This window comes from Nocardia nova (assembly GCF_002933465.1).
In the GTDB taxonomy this organism is placed as follows: domain Bacteria; phylum Actinomycetota; class Actinomycetes; order Mycobacteriales; family Mycobacteriaceae; genus Nocardia; species Nocardia nova_B.
The window spans coordinates 36,659-55,330 of sequence record NZ_PSZE01000010.1 but is presented as its reverse complement, the minus strand read 5'-3'; the positions used below and the strand labels follow the sequence as shown (position 1 = coordinate 55,330).

The 18,672-nt window shown below is 61.8% G+C and carries 16 protein-coding genes; 7 read left to right on the top strand and 9 right to left on the bottom strand.

Annotated features, from left to right (window positions below; translation table 11 throughout):
- Nucleotides 1–25: 25 nt before the first annotated feature.
- A complete protein-coding gene (locus tag C5E41_RS14490) occupies nucleotides 26–409 on the bottom strand; it encodes a hypothetical protein (protein WP_104376365.1) in 384 nt (127 codons plus the stop codon).
- A 995-nt stretch (nucleotides 410–1,404) separates the two neighbouring features.
- On the opposite strand from C5E41_RS14490, the gene C5E41_RS14480 reads away from it, so the two are divergent.
- The 3 genes from C5E41_RS14480 (at nucleotide 1,405) to C5E41_RS14470 (ending at nucleotide 4,306) form a co-directional block, all read left to right on the top strand.
- Nucleotides 1,405–2,307: a DUF6192 family protein gene (locus C5E41_RS14480; RefSeq protein WP_146097554.1), complete on the top strand. Its 903-nt coding sequence runs from the start codon at nucleotides 1,405–1,407 to the stop codon at nucleotides 2,305–2,307.
- Complete coding sequence (locus C5E41_RS14475) at nucleotides 2,304–2,771, top strand: hypothetical protein (RefSeq protein WP_104376362.1); 468 nt, start codon at nucleotides 2,304–2,306, stop codon at nucleotides 2,769–2,771. Before C5E41_RS14480 ends, C5E41_RS14475 begins: the two co-directional genes overlap by 4 nt.
- A 188-nt stretch (nucleotides 2,772–2,959) precedes the next feature.
- Nucleotides 2,960–4,306: a hypothetical protein gene (locus C5E41_RS14470; protein WP_104376361.1), complete on the top strand. Its 1,347-nt coding sequence runs from the start codon at nucleotides 2,960–2,962 to the stop codon at nucleotides 4,304–4,306.
- Between the two features lie 247 nt (nucleotides 4,307–4,553).
- Here C5E41_RS14470 and C5E41_RS14465 read toward each other — a convergent pair whose 3' ends face one another.
- From C5E41_RS14465 to C5E41_RS14450, 4 genes are all read right to left on the bottom strand, one after another.
- Nucleotides 4,554–8,291 carry a YobI family P-loop NTPase gene (locus C5E41_RS14465; RefSeq protein ID WP_146097553.1) on the bottom strand — a complete coding sequence of 1,246 codons (3,738 nt, stop codon included), beginning with the start codon at nucleotides 8,289–8,291 and terminating at the stop codon, nucleotides 4,554–4,556.
- 260 nt (nucleotides 8,292–8,551) lie between these two features.
- Nucleotides 8,552–8,980 carry a histone-like nucleoid-structuring protein Lsr2 gene (locus C5E41_RS14460; protein ID WP_308706058.1) on the bottom strand — a complete coding sequence of 143 codons (429 nt, stop codon included), beginning with the start codon at nucleotides 8,978–8,980 and terminating at the stop codon, nucleotides 8,552–8,554.
- A gap of 616 nt (nucleotides 8,981–9,596) precedes the next feature.
- Nucleotides 9,597–9,977 carry a DUF397 domain-containing protein gene (locus tag C5E41_RS14455; RefSeq protein WP_258080992.1) on the bottom strand — a complete coding sequence of 127 codons (381 nt, stop codon included), beginning with the start codon at nucleotides 9,975–9,977 and terminating at the stop codon, nucleotides 9,597–9,599.
- Between the two features lie 19 nt (nucleotides 9,978–9,996).
- The gene (locus C5E41_RS14450) at nucleotides 9,997–10,977 is read right to left on the bottom strand and encodes a helix-turn-helix domain-containing protein (protein ID WP_219823161.1); all 981 of its coding nucleotides are present in this window, start codon (nucleotides 10,975–10,977) and stop codon (nucleotides 9,997–9,999) included.
- Nucleotides 10,978–11,297: 320 nt separating this feature from the next.
- Between C5E41_RS14450 and C5E41_RS14445 the strand changes: the two genes are divergently transcribed.
- The 4 genes from C5E41_RS14445 to C5E41_RS14430 all read left to right on the top strand — a co-directional run bounded on the left by C5E41_RS14445 (nucleotide 11,298) and on the right by C5E41_RS14430 (nucleotide 14,261).
- Entirely contained in the window at nucleotides 11,298–11,612 is a 315-nt protein-coding gene (locus C5E41_RS14445) for a hypothetical protein (protein ID WP_104376357.1), read from the top strand.
- Nucleotides 11,613–11,742: 130 nt separating this feature from the next.
- A complete protein-coding gene (locus tag C5E41_RS14440; protein ID WP_146097552.1) occupies nucleotides 11,743–12,597 on the top strand; it encodes a hypothetical protein in 855 nt (284 codons plus the stop codon).
- Between the two features lie 754 nt (nucleotides 12,598–13,351).
- Nucleotides 13,352–13,612, top strand: coding sequence for a cold shock domain-containing protein (locus tag C5E41_RS14435; RefSeq protein ID WP_181063245.1), 261 nt, complete (start codon nucleotides 13,352–13,354; stop codon nucleotides 13,610–13,612).
- A 229-nt stretch (nucleotides 13,613–13,841) separates the two neighbouring features.
- The gene (locus C5E41_RS14430) at nucleotides 13,842–14,261 is read left to right on the top strand and encodes a hypothetical protein (protein WP_146097551.1); all 420 of its coding nucleotides are present in this window, start codon (nucleotides 13,842–13,844) and stop codon (nucleotides 14,259–14,261) included.
- A gap of 258 nt (nucleotides 14,262–14,519) precedes the next feature.
- On the opposite strand, the gene C5E41_RS14425 is transcribed toward C5E41_RS14430, so the two are convergent.
- From C5E41_RS14425 to C5E41_RS14410, 4 genes are all read right to left on the bottom strand, one after another.
- Complete coding sequence (locus C5E41_RS14425) at nucleotides 14,520–15,317, bottom strand: helix-turn-helix domain-containing protein (protein WP_104376353.1); 798 nt, start codon at nucleotides 15,315–15,317, stop codon at nucleotides 14,520–14,522.
- A 438-nt stretch (nucleotides 15,318–15,755) separates the two neighbouring features.
- On the bottom strand, nucleotides 15,756–16,094 hold the full coding sequence (locus C5E41_RS14420) for a hypothetical protein (RefSeq protein ID WP_146097550.1): 339 nt from the start codon (nucleotides 16,092–16,094) through the stop codon (nucleotides 15,756–15,758).
- Complete coding sequence (locus C5E41_RS14415) at nucleotides 16,088–16,720, bottom strand: hypothetical protein (RefSeq protein ID WP_104376351.1); 633 nt, start codon at nucleotides 16,718–16,720, stop codon at nucleotides 16,088–16,090. Before C5E41_RS14415 ends, C5E41_RS14420 begins: the two co-directional genes overlap by 7 nt.
- On the bottom strand, nucleotides 16,717–18,318 hold the full coding sequence (locus C5E41_RS14410) for an FAD-dependent monooxygenase (RefSeq protein ID WP_181063244.1): 1,602 nt from the start codon (nucleotides 18,316–18,318) through the stop codon (nucleotides 16,717–16,719). Before C5E41_RS14410 ends, C5E41_RS14415 begins: the two co-directional genes overlap by 4 nt.
- Between the last annotated feature and the right edge of the window lie 354 nt (nucleotides 18,319–18,672).

The window sequence follows — 18,672 nt, the reverse complement described above, 5'->3', positions numbered from 1 at the left end:
GAAGCCCGTGAGTCCGGATCCGCGGCTATCGAGATGCAGGGCCGTTGCCGGAGGAGATGACTACCAACACCAACGCGAGGTCGATCTGACGTGATGTGTCGGTCGGTGTCCGACGGACGTAGTCGCGCCGGCTACCGCTGCCTGCCGGCTTGGACATGACGTAGCACGTGTGCTGGGTGATCTCCGCCTCGGCCTTGGCGGGGATATTTGTGGGCACGCCCGACTTGACGAACAACACCAGCGGGGCTTTGATATCGCGCCAGGTGACGTAGCGGGAGCAGTCGATCGATCGCTTCGCTGAAATTCTTGGCCCGTTCCAGATCTTGCACTCACCGATGAAGGCGTTGTCACCTTCCCATGTCAACAAAAAATCGGTCTTTCCGTTCTCGTTGAAGACCTCTCCGTGCACGTTGCCTTCGTAATTGGCCGTTGAGCACGAACAGAATGAGGTCACGTATTTCTTCCTCGCCTAAGCGGGCAGCTGTCGGCTTCCGTTCCATTGCCCGGGTCATCGGTTCAATGGTGTGCACGACGTCTTGGTAGACGTCGTCAGCGAGGAACTGCTCCGCCACCTGCACCGGCGGTGATGAGGAGATCCGCGGCCTCACCGGTCTGCGCTGAACCGGCAGCGGAACCTGCCGAGGGCGGGAATTCGGGCCGGACCCAGGACAGACCACGACCAGACCGATAGTTGCCGCAGTCCGCGTCAGGCGTGACGTAGCTGACGTCCTCTGTGGGATGGGTTGCAGTTGGTGGGCGCGCCAGCCGACGTTCGCGCGCATCATTCGGTCGACAATGGGGGAAGGCATGGTGAAGGCCGTGCAGTTAGTGGGTGTTTGGACGACCAGGCGAACAAGCTCGACGAGGGAAGAGGCGGCGTCCGATGGGTAGCTATTGCCGCGGCTGCGCGAAACCGTTGGGAGACGAAGTCCGTGCAGACGCACAGTACTGTTCGGCTGCATGCCGGAGTCGCCACTGGCGATGGCTTCGCAAGAGCCGGTCGAAGATCACGGCGCTTCGAAGCGCCGAGTCGCAACGCACCTGTGCGGTGTGCGGGAAGAAATGGGTCGCGGGGGCGGACCATCGTGCCGACGCGAAGTACTGCTCCCATCGGTGCCGCACCCGAGCTTGGCGCTGCCGTAGCCGTTCGAAGTAACTGTCACGGGTGACGGCTTCCTGCAACGCCTCAGGCATGGCGCGGAAATGTCCATTGATCTGGGAAAATGCAATGGAAAGCGGCCTTGTCTTCGGTGTTCGAACGGCGGAGAATCGCGGCCATGGGTCCGCAGATCCGTTCGTTAGCCGACACAGACGGACGCTCGAGACAGACGAAAGCCCCTGCGTTCAGCCGTCGACCTTCGGATCTCCGGCGGTGCCCATGGTGAACCGTTCGAGGAGCTTCTGATGACAACGAAAATCGGTAACGTTACGAAAACTCGGTACAACCAACTCGTTCGACGTGGTCGTGATCTGGTCGCGCAACAAACACGCTGCCAGTTCGAGCTCGGTGACAATGCGCTGGAGATCGAGCCCATGCACGTTCGCCATGGGGGGCCGGTCGATCCCGCGGAAGGTGTGTATACCGTTGCGTGGGGGATCCAGAGTTACGCCGAGGATATCGGCATTCCGACATCCACACTCGAAAATTATCGATGGGTTGCTTCCCGCTGGCCGGAGGACCACCGAGTGGAGGGCGTCTCATTCTATATTTACAAGATTTTCGCGGGCCGTGGCGGGGAGGACGGATTGGACGAGCGTTATGAACTGCTGACACATCCGCCGAAGAATAAGCGCACCAACGAATACCGGTGGGATACCGACAGTGCGGCGCGGGAAGCGGGGTGGCGACCGAAAACACCCACCTCGGATCAGGAGCGAATCGATCGGATCCACGACCTTGCCAAAGACGACTCGGTGGCTAGCCGGGTGATCACCGACTTCCTCCGTCGCCCAACAGTCGCATTCGATGCCATGGCAGACAAAACAGCTCGCCACGCCGTGAACGAGGCGCAATTCGACCACGCACGGTTGAATGTGGGTCGCGGAAATAAACAGCAGAAGCTGGCAAAACGGGTGGAGCATTCTATCGAGTACATCGACCTGATCACGGCGTGCACCCAGTTCGTCACCAACGCTGGACGCATCGTTCCGGATCTGCGTGGACACGACTTCACCGCAGAGGAAAGGGAACGCGTGCACACAAACCTCGCGAAGGTTCGTGCTACCGCGGACTGGATTGAGACGGCGGTCGATACCGGCAATGTCGGCGTCGATGAAGCATTGGAACGGTTGCTCCGGGGCGAATGACCATGGCAACCATCTCGATACCGCGGCACATCAAAGGTGAGCGGGTATGGAACGCGCTGATGCAGGCACGACCCGGCGGGTTGTCGACTTCGGAGCTGGCCACGGTTTGCGACTTGAGCCAAAGCCAGGTCCGAGCCGGATTGACCGAGATCCGGGAAGAGCGGGCGCAAGCTGAACGGACTCCTTTGACGTGGTCTCGAAGAACTGGCCATCAGCTATCCGAGCATCCGGAGGTTTGGCGCGAGTTCGAACTGTCGGTCGTGCACAGCATCCTCACACGCGTTATTCGCCTGCTGAAAGCGACCGTTGTTCCACATTCCGAACTCGTCCCTGACGACACCAAGATCGCGAAAGTGATCGCGCAGCTCAACGCGGCTGTCGCTTCCCTGGAAATGATCACCGACATGAGCACGACGGAGCCGAAACCGACCCGGAGGCGTCGCAAGGCGGAGGTTCGAAGCTGAAACCCTGTGGCGCGGAGTGCAAGTCGCAGTAACAACGCAGCATCGACTGCGGTAGCGAACCTTCGCGAGGCCGCGCCAGCAGTGCGACCTGCGGCATGCATCGTCGAACGGACCGGCGGGGGGCGCTATGGCTGAGTGATTGGTCGAAATCATCAGCCCGGCAGGGTGATGCCGTTCATGATGGGTAGATGGGTAACAACCCCGTACGGCTGACCCGGAAGCAGGTCGACGTCCTCGAATGGATCCTCAACGGATGCCAGGACGGCGTCTTCACCGGTTATGAGTATCGAGCAACTGCGCGAGCCTTGGAACGTCGTGGTCTCATCAGCATCAGTGGGAAAGGCAGCACCTGGGCAGCAACTATCACCGATGCCGGCCGAAAGTGGCACGAAGCGTCGCCGACTGAGGAACCTGCCGGCGAGTCGGACGCCGACCGATTGATCGCTCAGGTGCAGAAGGCAGGCGGCCGACTTGTTCTGGAGCCGGATCACGCGATCGAGGAATTCTATCGGCGCCTTGTCGCATTGAGTTTGAAATCTCCAGCGCGGCCCAAAGGTAAGAAGCTGGACATGATCTCCATCGGGAAGTGGGGCTCCGAGCCGAAAGCCATTGTGTTCACCGAACACTTCGATGATCTGGTCGACGCGCGTCCAGTTCCTATTCCCGAACACGTTCCGAAGTACCACCCAGCGGTGAAGGCGTATGTGGCAGACAAGGATTGGCACTTTGTCAGCAGCGATCAGGTTTCGCGTGCTGCACGGATCTTGCAGGCTATCGCTACCGAGGCCACCGTCCGCGGCATTGACGTCACCACAGTTGCGGCCGTGAAGGGCGCGGACGCATATGAGAAACGCGACCTGAAAGGCTGTCACCTTGCGGTACGGACACCCGCCGGACTCTACGGGCTACAGATCAAGGAGATCCCTGCCCGAGGCGCGCCGAAGATCGATCCGGGGCAGTGGCGGCAACGCCAGAAGTTGCCCGCATGGCTCAGAAACCGCGGCTGGGAGTTCATCAGCACCGGAAAGCTCGAACTCGTCGTTCATAGTCGAGGATCAAGCTACAACGGTGACCACTACCGTGACGCGAAGGCTGTGACGGTGGAGGACAAGCTTCCCGAGGTCTTCCGTTCTTTCGAGATCCACAAGCTTCGCGCCGACTGGGAGGAACAGAAGCGCGACCGCGAGAAGATCGAACGCCGACGTCGATGGGAAGCAGCGATGGCGGTCGCGAAAGAGCAATACTTCGAGAACGCTCGGTGGGAGCATTTCAAAAAATGCTCGCGCGAATGGCAGGCCGTCGGCCGGCACCGCAGCTTCGTTGCGGCGGCCAAAGACGCGGCTGAACATTACAGCGGGGACGACCGCGACGCCATCCTGCGACATCTCGACGAGGTCGAACGAAGCCTCGACGCGATGAACCCGATTCTGCAGCTGTCACGCGTTGTGCCCGACGTCCCGGAGCCGAAGCCTGAGGACCTCAAACCGTATCTCCAAGGCTGGAGCCCGCACGGCCCGGACGGCCGACTCTGGTAGCGCAACAATGGGATACACCTCGCTCTGGATTCTGGATGGCATCGGCATCGGCCATTGGGTCGCGCCACTCGCGGTCAGAACTTCTTCCGGATGCCCGCCGAAACGTCGGCTCGTGCTGCTCGGGAAGCGGTTAGCCGTCGTGATGGACGCCGGTTGCGGCCTCCTACCGCCTCGTGTGCTCGCGAAATTGACCCTTGATCGACAACGGGCAGGGATCGCTCGTTGATCGGGGACGGCTCTGCGGACCTTATGAGTACCGCTTGCTGACCTCGAAGACATGCTTCTTCGTATTCTCCTCGAACTTGCTGACGATGCCCTCCCCCTTTAGGCGAGCCAGGACAGGCGCTACACCATCGCCCACGGGAATCCTGGGACGCTCCCGTCCGGGCGTCGTTAGCTGGCTGTATGGCCTCCCGAGTGCATTGAGCGCAGCATTCAGCGATTCGAGGTCGATCGCGTTGCCCTGGGCGCCGAGCAGCTCAAGGATCGGTCGAGCGCTTTCCGAGCCTCCCTTGGTCGCCAACGTGACGATTGCGTCGGCGGTCGGCGTGCGACCTTGAGCGGCGGCCCAACGGGCGAGCGCGGTTGCAGCTCTCGGGCCGAGTTTAGGAGTGAACGCCTCGAGCTCAGTGAGTAGGACATCCTTGACGGCGTCGGGCACCGCTTCCGAAGCGATCCAGAACAGTTCGTTCGTGCTCAGCGGCAACGCGGTCATATAGGTCGGGAAGTCTTTGGAGACCGAAATCAACTTCTGTTTTATCGCCCATTCGTCGTCCCCCAAAATCGTGTAAGCGTCAGAATTGTCGAGGACCAATCGCTTTTGTACCAGGGCGGGCAAGACGGTGTGTGCCTCTTTCTGGAGGCTTGTTGCAGCGATTGATCCCGGCTCTAGTCCCAGTCCGTCAACGACTTCGAGCGTGGCGTCGTCATCGAGCGCGCCGGCGTTCAGAAGGTTGAGTGCCAGCGGTTCGAGTGGCGTCGTATCGTCCGCGGTGACCGTGATAGCTCCAGCCTTTTTGAGCCAGTTCGCCAAGTCTGAGTCGACATCGTGTTGAGCGATGTAGGCCGCGACATTTCGTGCAGTAAGAGCGAGGCGATGCGCGCGCGCGATGGCTGGCCAGAAGGACTCGTCGATCTGGTCGAGATCGCTCAGTATGCAATTGGCACTCGCTCCACGTGCTACCTCTTCCAGCGCGCCAGCGTGTGCTTCGCCGACGTCCGAGAGCACTGCTGCAAACTGATCGCGGTCAGTAACCGTGGGTATGCCCGCGGCTTGGTCGAGCGCACCGAGGTAGTCGCGCAGGTGAGCGAGTACATGTGCATAGACGTCCGACTCCCGGGCCATTTTGATGCTGTCCAGCGAGAGCTCGGCTCGGTCACCGAGGATCGCGAGCAGGTTCGCCAGTGTGACCGGATAGCTGCTCCCCTTCGAGAACTCTGTGCGTAGCGGCTCGGCAACCACGCTGAGGTCGTCGACCCGAATACCCATCTGCAGGATGGTCTCGGCAATGGCAACTGCTCGCTCAGCGCTCTGCGGCGCTGTGATTATCGGAAGCTGGGGGAGGGCCGTGGCGATCGCGCTGCACTGCCCTGCGCTCGTCGTGTAGGTCAGCTCTGGGCGCACGCCAGCCAACGCGGCGTCGAGTAATGCGTGACTGCGCACCTCCGGACTCTGCCCGATAAGATAGTCGAAGATGCCTGACCACATGCCGCTGAGGCGCTGAACCAGCGCGGGAGCGGCCTTGCCAGATGTCAGGTACGCATCGATGAAATTGCGGTCGTCAGCGGCATTGGCGGCGAGCCGCCGGATCGGTTCGTCGAGTTTGCTTGGGTCCTCCGCGAGGAGGTAGTCGAAAATTTCGATGTTGTAGATGCTTTGCCCGCCGAGCAGGCGCGACGCTTCGGCGTCGAGCACCGCCTTGATGTCTTCGGTGTCCACATCTTCGCCGGCGCCGAAGTGATACTCGATGTCCATGTCGTTCGGTTGCACTGCCTTGATGATGAAGTTCATCGCAGAAGCGCTAATCGCCTGCCCCGGGAACTGGGTGATGTAGAGAGTGAAATTTTCGTCGATCAGGCCCGTCCGCAGCAACTCCAGCACGAGATCAGCGCCGTCAAACAGTTCCTTCGCCACATCGGCGATCGAGCGATCCGCCTCGCGGTAGAAGAAGAGCCGGTCAGTCTCCCTGAGCGCGTCGGTCATCGAAGCATGCTGGAGGACCCGCTGATCCGCGACCGCTTTGGTGATCTGCCTGTCGGCCTCTGCCTTCGCCTCGTCAGTCCAGTCCTCCGGTAACAGCGGATACCCCATGAGGGTCTGTACTTTGTCGAACGACAACGTTTCCGGTTGTTGGTAGTTCCTGTAGTAGATCGTCAGGCCCCCTCTATTTTGGAGGTACGTGTGCCAGAAACCACCGGTCGCAATGTCGCTCCACTGGTAGGTAGTCTGGCCGGCAACGATTTGGGCGTTGCTGGTGTCTACGTCTTGTGCATATCGGGCCAGCAGGACATCCTGGAGTCTTTTACCGAGATCCGCACTGCGTGAGCCGATGGCATCGATCCGGCTCAAACGGCCTCTTGCGTCGCGTTCGGTGCTTCGGGCGGTAGCCGTTAGCTGCGTGACCCAGTCACGGTATGCACGGTAGAGCGTGTCCAGAAGGCTTGTGCCGTCGCGGATTTTCTCGTAATCGGCGAGATAGAGGTTCTTGTAAACGATCGAAGCGAACAGTCGATCGGCAGTCAGCTCTTTCAGACCGCCATCGGTCAAGATCCGGCGGCGGAATACCTCGTACTCGTTGCAGATGTTTTTGATCAGGCGCATGTCGGTGAGATGAGCACCCACAATATCCACGACCATGGTGCCTGGGCGCTGCTCCGGCACGATCATTTCCAGCTCTTGCCGGATCAGATCACGCGACGTGCGATGGGAGATGAACGGCACCATTGGGACGACCAGGTCAAAGAACTTGGTGCGGTTGGTGGACATCAGTCGTCGCGTTTCGCCCTGGCCGGTGCCATTGGATTCTTCGGTCTCGTCATCTCGGGCGGCTTCGATGTCGAGCTGTTCGAAGATGCTGTCCCGGATCGCATAGACAAACCGGATGGGCGTCGTGCCGGTCTGCTCCGCGTTGTTGAGCAGCAGGTTGAGCTCGCGAAGAGTCTCGAAGATGTGCGGATCTTTGAACCGGTCGAGGTCCTCGAAGATCACCACCGCTGTATGGGACGTCTGGAAGAAGTAGACGATCTCATCGAGGTACTCGTCGAAATACGAGGAGGACTTATCGGAGAGCGTTACCTTGGTCGGTCCGGCTGCCAATTCGGTGACTCGGATGCGTTGCTGCAGTAGGCGCTGGGCCCACATCGCGACCGACGCAGTGAGCACGAAGACGGCAAGCAGGCTCAGCCACTGGAGTAACCCCGCGAGGTGGCTCCACCAATGACCGTTGACCCAGGCCCAGGCTTTGGGTGGCAAGGCATCCTGCACCTTGTTCGGCACCTTTGCAAGTAGCGCGAATCCGGCCGCGGCCAGACCGGCCCCGGCGGCGACTCCGAGGGCTCGGCCCACCTGGAACGTGTCCAGGCGGCTGTAGCGCGAGGCCGGCATGTCCGACGGCTTTCGCCGATACAGCAGCTGCTTGACGATCTCCTTCTGGATCAGATTGGTCTTGTCCAGCGCCTTGTCGCCGTCCTTGCGGATCCGGCCGTCACCGATGCCTAGACTCGGAAGCGACAGGTTGATGACCTTGAGGTTGTCCTTTTCAAGCGCCCGTTGCGTCTCCACGAGCACACTGCTCTTGCCGCTGCCGTAGTGACCGGTGAGTGCAACATTGCGCGGCGCATCTAGACCAGACTTGGTAAGTTCAGCCTTCAGGATCTCGACATAGTCCTTGTGCTGGTCGGGAACGTAGGACGGACTCAGGGATCGAAGTCTTGGAGCGTCCGTCTGATGCTGCTTTCTCGCTTCGTGACGCTCCTCGGTTCCCATGGCGCTGACCATACTGCGCAACACCGACAGGCATGGAGCCCGTTACCGAAAACTGTTGCGCGAATGCCGGTTTTGACGGGACGATGCAGCCAATCGGCCTAATTCTCTGCTTGTCGGCGAGAATTCGTGAATCGGCTTCGTATCGGACGATTGTTCAGCTCCGTACGGCTCTCGTCCTGTGAGTGAGACGCAGTTGTGTTGCCGGGCAGATGGACTCCCCGTTCCAAGATGCCTGCCGCAGGGGGAGTCGATCAGTGCGCCTAACTCGCCTTGTTGTACGCCTCGACAATGTCCGCTTGAATTCGTCCGCGGCTGGACACGGTGTAGCCGTTGTCCCTGGCCCATTTGCGAATCGCTCCAGTCTTCTCCCTGTTGGCCACTGTGCGGCCAGTGGCCCTGCTCTTGCTCCGGGCGCCGCGGCCCATCCTGCGACCAGAGGCGGTCCATTGCTCGAAGACCACGCGCAACTTGCGTGCATTCTTAGCAGACAAGTCGATCTCGTACTCGACGCCGTCGAGGCTGAATCGCACTGTCTCCTCGGCCTTGGACTTGCCGTCGTAGTCGTCGATCAGTTCGACGATGACCTTCCTTGCCATCGGATTCCCTCCAAGATTGTCGAAGCGTTCGAGCGGCAAGCTTAAGCCGACGATGGGTGCGACCCACCGCTCGAGGTGAGTTTCGCCTGGCACACTGGAGTCCTACGGTAGTTGTAATCAGCACAGCAACTTCGAAGGTCGGGGGAGGCGCGGCTGGGGCTGGCGGTGCCAGTGCGGGTGCAGCGCAAGCTCTTTCCGCGTTCAGGCAACTTGTGCGCCTATCGGGGCTGCGGGGCGGCTACTTACTGCAGCTGCTACACGTGATGATCCGTTGGTGTCACTCGAGCTAACCCCGAACAGTAAGACCGGCGCGCGTTCGATCTTGACGACTCCGATGCGATGGACGGGCTCGCCTCGTGCCTACATCAGCGCGGTGACTCGGCGGGCGCGGAACGCCTTCTGCGCCGAGCGGCCAGGGTCGGCAACGGAGGTGCCATGTTGTCGCTCGACCGACTGCTGGATCACGATGGACGCTCAGGCGAGGCGCCTGCGTGGTAGATGCAAGCGAGTCCGAATCATCCCCAGGTGCAGAGGGCTTTCAGAACAAGGTGGTTTACCGCCCTGAACCCACAGCTTGCCGCGCGAGATCGAAACCGCCATCCATAGAGCCGGGCGGGTGCATTTACTCGGACTCGCAGATTAGGTCGATCGATTTGCACTGCGCAGGCTCGTCCAACCCCCTCACCGAACCGGACCGCACTGTATCGGGTTAGCTAGTGGCAAAAGCGACGTTAGCGGCGAACTCGTTGTCGAGCACGCCTTTGCGGAAGGCTCTCCACTCTGTCTCGTTGAACAGGAAGGTGGCGGTACCGTCAACCGCATCTACCCGCCATGTCCCTTCCGCTGCGGTGACGTTGACGCATCCGTTGGTATTGGTGAGCTCGTTCGATGCAACTTCGTCTTGCCATGCTGACCACTGCGCTGGTGTAAACAGGATGGCTGGGCTGTCGGTGAGTTTGGTGTCCGTGACTTCGATCAGCGCCGTGTGGGAGCCGGTCGAGTCGCTGAGGAAGTCGACTGCCACGCATCCGTTGCCGTGGTCGCTGTAGGTACTGGTCCTGCGGCCTGCACGTCGTGGGCCGGTAAACATCATCTCTCCCGGTGGTGCGTTACGCGTTGATGCGCTCTCTGATTGCTTCCGCTGTTGCCGTAGCGGAGAGTGCAACGTCGCGCAGTTGTTCGACAGTTTTAGCGTACCCGTCGACGACCCGCGACTCTTGCAGGTAGACGGCACCATGGCGCATCTCGACGTACGCGATCGAGCTCGCTTCGGCGAAGTCCAGCAGGACGAAACGCCCAGCGATGGCGTCATGGCGCCCGATGCTGATCGGCAGCAGACAGAGTGAGACATTCGGCAGATCCCCGAGCTCGAGCAAGTGTTGGTACTGCTCGGTCATCACCTCGGGCGGCCCCATGGGGCGGTCGAGTGCGGCTTCCTCGATGAAGACTTCGAGTTCGAGCGGGTCCTCGTTTTCGGTAACTCTTCGCTGTCGCTCCTGACGTAACGCGACGACGCGGTCGTTGTGATCGGCGCGCACCCGCATGTCGCCCTCGGTCGCTGCCAGGCTGTAGCCCGAGGTTTGCACCAGAGCTGGGAGTACTTGGGGTGCGTAGATGTGGGCGTGCGTTGCCAGCCCTTCCAATCCGACGAAGGTCTTCAGCCAATCGGGTACGACGTCCGACCAGGGCGCCCACCACGCCGCGCGGTCGTCAGCCGAGGCTGCAAGGGCGCACAACCTGTCGATATCCACCTGGCTCGACCCGTAGAACCGCACCAACGTCTCGACCTCGTCGGGTCGCTGTTGATTGCGTCCGGACTCCATGTTGTGGATCTTGGCGTTCGAGCAGCCGAGAGCTTTCGCCGCGTCGGCGATCGTTTTGTGGGCCTGGGCCCGCCTGGCCGAGAGTTCGGCGCCGACCAAGTACGCCACAGCCGCGGAGTCGCCCCGAATCGCCATGTGCCCTCCTAGTTTTTGGTCGTCGCCAGCCTGCTCAGCCTGCCCGATCGCGGATTCGGGGACGACGACCAGGTGATTCTGAACATGGTACGACACGTGAAAATTGCGGTATTGATTCACGTGAATTTTCATGTGACTATTCGATGTGTCAGGGATCACCACGCCGCGCAGGAAACGGCAGCCGCCGGGCCCGCTCACAACGCGTAGGTCACTGACTCCGGCCACGAGTGCCATGCCTGTGACCGGCGGGATGTCAGGCGGTCACAGCACGCAACCGGCGTGCCGGCCTGATGAAGCAAGCGAGACATGGAGGTGGGACCGATGTTTGCTGAGCGAATAAGTTCCCCAACGTCACACCAGCCGCTGATAACGCCCCGTTGCCGCGATATGCGCCTTCGCGTCGCACAAGCAGCGGTCGAAACGACCGTCGATGCCGTGCCGGGAGGTCGTTGATGACCAAACTGTTGCCCCTGGCATACGGGTATTTGCGGATGGATCTCGTTGATGACGGTGATCGCGCCGAGCAGCAGATCACCCAGGCGGCTCAGCATTTGGGTTTCCAGATGGCTGCCGTCTTCCGAGAGCATTCACCCGAAACGATCGTGCCGACCGCCTATCTGGACTTGGTGTGCGAGTGTTGCCGCGCGGACGCGCACACGGTGATCGCCGCCCCGGGCCACCTGTCCGGTATGACCGTCCCGCAGACCGTGCTGCTCGACATGCTGGCGACACGAGCCCGCGCGCATGTCCGCGAGGTGACGCTATGACACGCATACAGCTCACAAGACGGCGGCGTCGACCCAGCCGACAAACCCATCGAGGAATTGTCCACCTGCGCAGCGGATTTCACGCCGGGAATCTCTACGCATTCCGTTTCGGATCGGGAGGCCGAACCTGATGACGGCTGTACCGACATATGGATACATGCAGCTGGCATTGCTTCTGCGCCCGTCGAGCGAAGTCGAGGAGCGAATCGGCCGGGTAGCAGCGGAATCCGGCGGTCGTCTCCGGCGGGTGTTCGCGGAACCGATTCCCCCGGCTGATGCGTTGTGGTCGTTGATCATCGACGCAGACCGCTCAATGAGCGGACAGCTGATACCCGCGGTCTCCGCCACCGCCGAGCGGCGGGGAATGGATGTGGGCCGTCTGCTCGAGTCCGGGCGGCGCCGCACGCGCGCAGTGGCATGGCAGGCACTGCTGTCCGAACTACGCCCCCAGGGCGGCACCGTCATCATCCCGGGACCCGAGCATCTGGACGGGCTCGCCACGTCCAGAACTACTGCGTTGAAACAACTTTCACGGATACACGCGCAGACGCGCCTGCTGTATCTGCCCGAACCGGTGGCCAGGATTTCGCAGACCGATGCCGCTCCAGTCCTGGTCGGGCAATTCCCGGTGAAAGCGTTCGCGGCGGCGCTGGAAGTTACATCCCTGAAGGCGTGGTGGCATTTGTCGCAGGCCGGATTGAGCTACCTCCGCACCGACGTCGAGGCCGTACTGTGCGCACTCATCGAAGCTCGGATGCCGACCGAACCGGTCGAGGTACTGGACGAGATCAGAGTACGGCTCCATCGAACAACGCATGCCCTCCTTATCGAGGTGCACGAATCCGAGAACCACTCCCACGAGCCTATCCCTGATCTGGTCCGTCAACGATGCACACGTGTTTCACGTTGCACCGCGCCCACCGGCGGCACGATCACCCACGCCGAAATCCCACTCTCGGACACGACGCCGAGCCCGGCTCGCTGAGGCGGCGGCGGGACGGTACCAGACCCGCTGCGCGACCGGCTCCAACGCTGGACACCCCCCGACGGTCTCTCGCAGAGGCCCGACACCAGCGGATTCCGGCGACACGGCGTATTGGCCGATCCGTCGTCGAGTCCCGTGTGACGCACGCGAGCCTGGCGCGAGAGCGCCGACGCACCGCGCGGAAACGACAGCCACGCGTCCTGTCGAAATTCCACGACTTTGAAAGAAACAAAAAGTGACCGTTGTAGCCGTTCTAGAAGTTGGATGTCAAACTAAGTGCGAAAGCGAGGATAGATGCCGAGTCTACCGCTCAGAATTCGGGCTCGATGCGCACATTGCTCCCGAACAGGTGCCATTAATCTCTCGGCGATATCCGTGTCAGCAGTGTTGATTTACCCTGCGCTGGGCCGTGCAGTGGTCGCACTTGTCGACACGGTTCCAGCATTCTCGATCGGCGCGGACATCGTTTGTGGACGCTGCTGGGCGATGCGCCTGTCTCGCCAGACGATGCCGAACGCGCGACGCGTCTGTTGTTCAAAGTAGTTGCGATACCGGTGCTTTGGAACGCCACGGTCGTGCTCCCTACCCCCGGCAACCCGCATCGAGTCTGGCTGCACCCGCCACGCGGTCGGGCCCGGCCCGCGCTGGCCGCGATCGGCGAGGCTATCACCGCAGCCGCCTCCCGGGACGCCAGCTTGAACCCATAGGACGGTGCCTCTTCATGGCGCGCCGAGATATGAAAGGAGCCTGGTCGGTGAAGAAAGGAATTATGGAGTGCTACGGCAGGAATCGTGGATATGGGTTCATCGCCGGTGGTTCACGAGAGGGGAATATCTTTGTGCATTTCTCCGGTCTGTACGACAAAGGCGCCGACCCTCCTGCTGCCGGTGACACCGTCACCTACGACGTCGTCCCCAGTCGCAACGGCCGGAAAGCGGTCAACGTTCGCATCGTGCATCAACCAACTCCAGCATCCCATCAAGACCACAACACGGGCGGTTACCGCAATGACTGAACCATTGGACCCGCACATTTCCCCGGCCGGAGATGCCCACCCGCCGACCATCGTCTGCTCCCTCCCCTCGGCAACACCAGGGCCTGAGATTCTTCAGCAGCTCGATACGTCGTCTACACCCTGCGGCATCCCTACGCAGCGAGTCGCAGCAACCTCCCAGAGGCCCGCACCGATGACTGGCACGGTACTACCGACCAGCTGTCGGTTGATAGCCGCGATGGAGGGGGATGTGCCCTTCGAGCACCCTGCAGTCGTGATCCTGCGAGCAGCGTTTCTGTTGGCGACGGTGGATTACTGGATCGATCCCGACACTGCCGCTACGAGCACCTGCGAAACCGGGACAGTGCTGTTGTGGGAGATGGGCATTGACGATGTCAGCGCACTCGTGCGAGCACGGCTGATCGATGACATCAACCACGCCGTCTCATCCCGGGAGATCGGCGCCGCTGTCGATGCTGTTGCCCGCGCATGGTTCGAATACCGCCGTTGTGCCCGCTACCGCGGAGACTCCCGATTCGACGATGTGCTGTACCACCGAGCAGTTGTCACGCTAACAAGAGCTCGCGCTCGCTATACCCGCCTCCGTCGCAGTATCAAGAGACGGGAAACGACGCCGAATCACGCTGCCCAGCATAGAATTTTCCCGTAGTCCGTCTGATCTTGTGGATCCCGACCCAACGTTTGAATTCGAGGGCGACCGGGGGCACTACAGAGCTGCGGCGTTTATTCAGGCCACCGGCTCTGATCGATCACCGACTCCGAGCGTGGATGTACTAGATCGCTTCATCGTGCGCGTCCTTCTTGGCCCTGTTCTCACTCCATTGCGCTCTCATGAGGAGCGAGACGCCAGCGGAAGCAGATTGTTCTCGAAGCTTGTTGAATGGAGGCAGCTCCAGTCCATCAGGTCTCACGTGCACGGGACCAGCGACATCTGTAAGTGGTTCGCTGGCGTACGCCACGGGGTCGAGACAGTGAGGGTCATCGGTATGGTCTGCGTCGGCTGGTTCGGAACGGCGATAGTAACGCGCACCGGGAATAGCTGGCCTTCCATGCGCGCGGCCCACATTCGCGGAAACTCTGGTGCTTTGGACACTTCTGCAATCAGCCTTGCTCGCGTCTGCTCAGACACGATGCCGCGTGAAAGGTAGTGCAGCGCGTAGCTGCATACTGTCGCCACGAGGTGCCAAGTGTCTTCCGCGAACACCGTCCGCGCTATCGGATCGCAGAAGAGCCACCGGAGCAGGTTGCCGGCTTCATCGAGTCGCGGAAGCATTTGTGTCGCAGCCTCGTTGAGCACGTGGACGTCGAATAGTCCGGGCGCCAGCAATATCGCAGGGTACTGGATGGCAGTCACGGCATCCCGCATATGGGCAGGCGGCGGGCTTGCGTCGGGCGCGGGTCGTGCTGGATCCTCGTTGCGTAGGATCAGCTCACGGAGATGGTCGTACACCTCGGTGGGCAGCCCGAGTGGCGCGGCGAGGGCCCCCAGCGTTCGCACGTACACGGGCCGCTGCGCGCGCAGCATTTTGCCGATGTGGTCTTTGGACATTGACGTGTGTTCTGCCAGTTCCGATTGTGTGATCTGGCGTCCCAATGTCGCGAAGCCTTGATAGACCCTGTGTTCCTCGAGCTCCGCGGCGACGACCCGATCCAACGCGGCCTCGCCGAGCCGGCCGCTCGCAACGTCGAGCCGGTCGTCCTGCATTACCGGGCGACGGGGTGCGGAGGGCTCGAGTCCTGGGTTCTCCGGTGACAACTGCAGGCCGCTGCTGGTGAGATATGGCGTTATGCCCTCCCGTGTCGGTGGCTGGCCTCTGCCTCGCCATGGCCCATCCTCCGCCCACGGTGCCTGGTTCTGATCTCCCGTTCCAACCCGACGCACGTCATGGCCTGCCCGGAGCGGTTCGCTGCAAGCCTTCCTGTCCCCGCCTGGACCGATCGCCTCTGCCATTGCTCTGGACATGTGCCAGGCTCTCCTCTTGTTCCTGAATCGGCTCCAACGGCGGTGAATGACGGTGGTGAGCTGGAGCACACCCCGGGGTTCCCCTCCGTGACAACGGTGGGAGCCCTTCTTCGTACCTGTCTGATCTCGCTGTGAATCTCGTTGGCCCGCAGTAGTTCCAGGGCACCCACGGTGCGAGTCTCACAGCAACGCCTTGCGGGCGGGCCGGACCTTGCCGGCCGCTACCAGTACCTGGTAGGCGGCTGCTTTGCAGAAGCAGTCGTCGCAGCTGCAGGATCGGTGCAGGCGGAAGGCGGACCGTGCCTGTGCCGTCGTGAGTCTGTGCTTCGGGGCGGCATGGCTCAGAATGTGCGGCAAAACGGAGTGGTATGCAGTCGCTTTCGGCTTGATAGGTGCTCGGTACGATGTTTCGATTTCCGTGGTCGATGACCAAGCGAGGCCGAGGAACACCGGGCTGATCGTCGCGAGAATCGCGGCGACCACCGACACCACCTGCCATCCCGACATCGCGATCACCACCGTTCCACTGACCAGGTGCAGGCTCTGTGCCGTGGAGCTGAAGAACTGGATGCCGTCCCGGTGGCATCGGCCGTGCCGAAGACGGGGACGAAACCGGTGGTGCAGGGCCACACTTGCGCCGGGGACAAGGTGACGACTGCACACTCGCGGCGCACCGCCTCCAAGCCGTCGCGCTCCCGAAGATCACCGATTTGGAGGTGGAGACGGCATGGAACGATCACCGCATCGGCGCCCCGGCTGCGTACCTGGCCCAGCAGGCACTCGACGGGATCGGTGCTGTCGGTGTCGCCTCCCGGTTGGAGACGCAGCATGTCGGCTACCCGCCACTGGTACTGGTCCGCGGTCGCTTGGATGGCGTGAAGGTCGGCCGAGGTGACCGCGCTCGCGATCGCCTGGTTCCTGCATGCATGCAGATCCGGCCGAATCAGCCCGATCACGACTGGGTGCGGCCGTCGGGCTCTGAGGGCCCGCAGCGGCTGCGGGTGCGGCGGGGCGCACGACCGGATCAGGTCGGCCGTTTGTGCATCGGAGTAACCGTGTTCGATTGGCGTGGCAGGTGCGTCGGTTGCATCGATGTTGCGCGAGCCTCCGGGCGCGGGGGTGTAAGGCTCGACATGTGTGATCATGTCAGCATCGCCTCTTTGAGGGCGGTGGCGAGTAGGTCCTGGCGAGCGGGGAATCGCAGCGCGATATGGCCGTCCGGTCGGATCAGGCACAGCGTGTCGTCGGTGGGGTGGCCGTATTGGTCGTGTACTCGGGGGTCGTGCGCGACGAGGGCGCCGGCGGCGTCAGGCCGTAGTTCGGGTGCGGTGATCACTGTGGTTCGCAGCAGATGGCGATAGGGGGCGGTGGCCTCGGCGACATCGGTGGCGACCGTTGAGTTGCGGCGTCGATGGAGCACCAGGAGGGTGTAGTCGGGATGAGACAGCAGCTCGTGCACGCCGGTCGTCGGCGTCACGGGAATGTCCGGGGCGCGGTCGCCAGCGGTGAGACCGTCGAGTCGCGGCAGCCCCGGCGGCGGGGTGATCACGTCGCGGTAGTGGTGGGTCAACCCTGCGATTCGTTGAGCAGCTCGGTGGTGGAAGCCGGGCTGCTGCCGGATGACTTCGAGGCGTTCGGCGATCGAATTGCCGTGCGCCATCATGATTTGATGCAGCATGCTGCTGGCTTCTCCCACCTGCTCGGCGATCGGGAGCCGCTCGGCTTGGTAGGTGTCGAGCAGCGTTTCCGGTGCGCGTCCGCTGGCGACTGCCGCCAGTTTCCAGCCGAGGTTCTGTGCATCTTGAATGCAGTTGTTCATTCCCAGTCCGGCGGCGGGTGAGCCGATGTGTACAGCGTCGCCGGCGAGGATGAGACGTCCGCGCCGGTACTCCCGTGCTTGGCGTCGCCAGATGGGATATTCGGTGTTCCATGTCGGAATGCCGAGATGTGCGCCGGGGAGCCAGTCGTCGACGACGGGCTGAAACCCGACTTGCGCGGCAACAGGGTCGGGTGCCGGGTTGGCTACCGGGGTGGCGCGCATGTCGCTGATCAACGCGCGGTAGCCGGTGGGGAGCTTCGTGGTGAGCAGCATGTGGTCCGCGTCGACGAAGTAGTGGATCTCGTCGTCGCTGACCGGGTAGCGATCGATCTGCACGTCCATCATCCGGAACTGCAAGCCGACGTACTCATCGCCCTCGAACTCGATTCCCATGAGAGATCGGACGGTGCTGCGCAGCCCGTCGCATCCGACCAACCAGTCCGGATGCATCTCCATCCGGCAACGACCGCCGCCGACACGGTCGAAGACAGCGGTGATCCGGCCATCCCCGTTGGTCGTGACAGATTCCAGCTTGGTGTTCCACTCGATTGTGCCGCCCAGCGCTAGGAATTCTTCCCGCAGCGCCGCCTCGGTGTCCTGCTGCTCGATGATGAGGATCATCGGGTACGGGGTATCCAGCGCCGTGAAGTCCAGGCGCTCGACATCGGGCACGCCGCGAAAGTGGAAAGTCATCCCTCGGTGGCGGACGCCGCGCTCGAGGAAACGCTCGACGCATCGCGCCCGCCCGAAGCCTTCCAACGTCCTCGCATGAAGGGTGAACGCTCGGGAGGTATCGGAGGATCGGGGCCGCTTCTCGAAAAGCTTGCACTCGACCCCTCGAGACAACAATTCGATCCCGACTGTCAGACCGGTGGGACCGGCGCCCACAATGGCGATCGGATCACGCGAAACAGGTTTGGACATGAGAAACCCTTCGTGCAGTGCCAGAAATCCGGCAGCATGGCGAATAGGCAGGGACCGGACACCGCGCGGTGGCGATCCGAACATCTACATACAGCGGTGCTCGCACGGCTTTCTCCGGCGGAGAAAGCCTTGGAACTGGACAAGACGACTGTCACATATTCGCGCTGCATCCGAATCGGTGCATACCCATACGCTGACCTGAACAGTACTTACCCACGAGCCTTTCCGAGCGGGATAAAATAGGTCCTCACCTGGCAGTTGTTCTACCGCCGTGCTTGTTTCCTTCCATGTAAAAAAGGCGCTCAGGCATTCTGTCGGCCGCTAGTCCGTGTGAATTGGTTCGCGCGTGGGTAC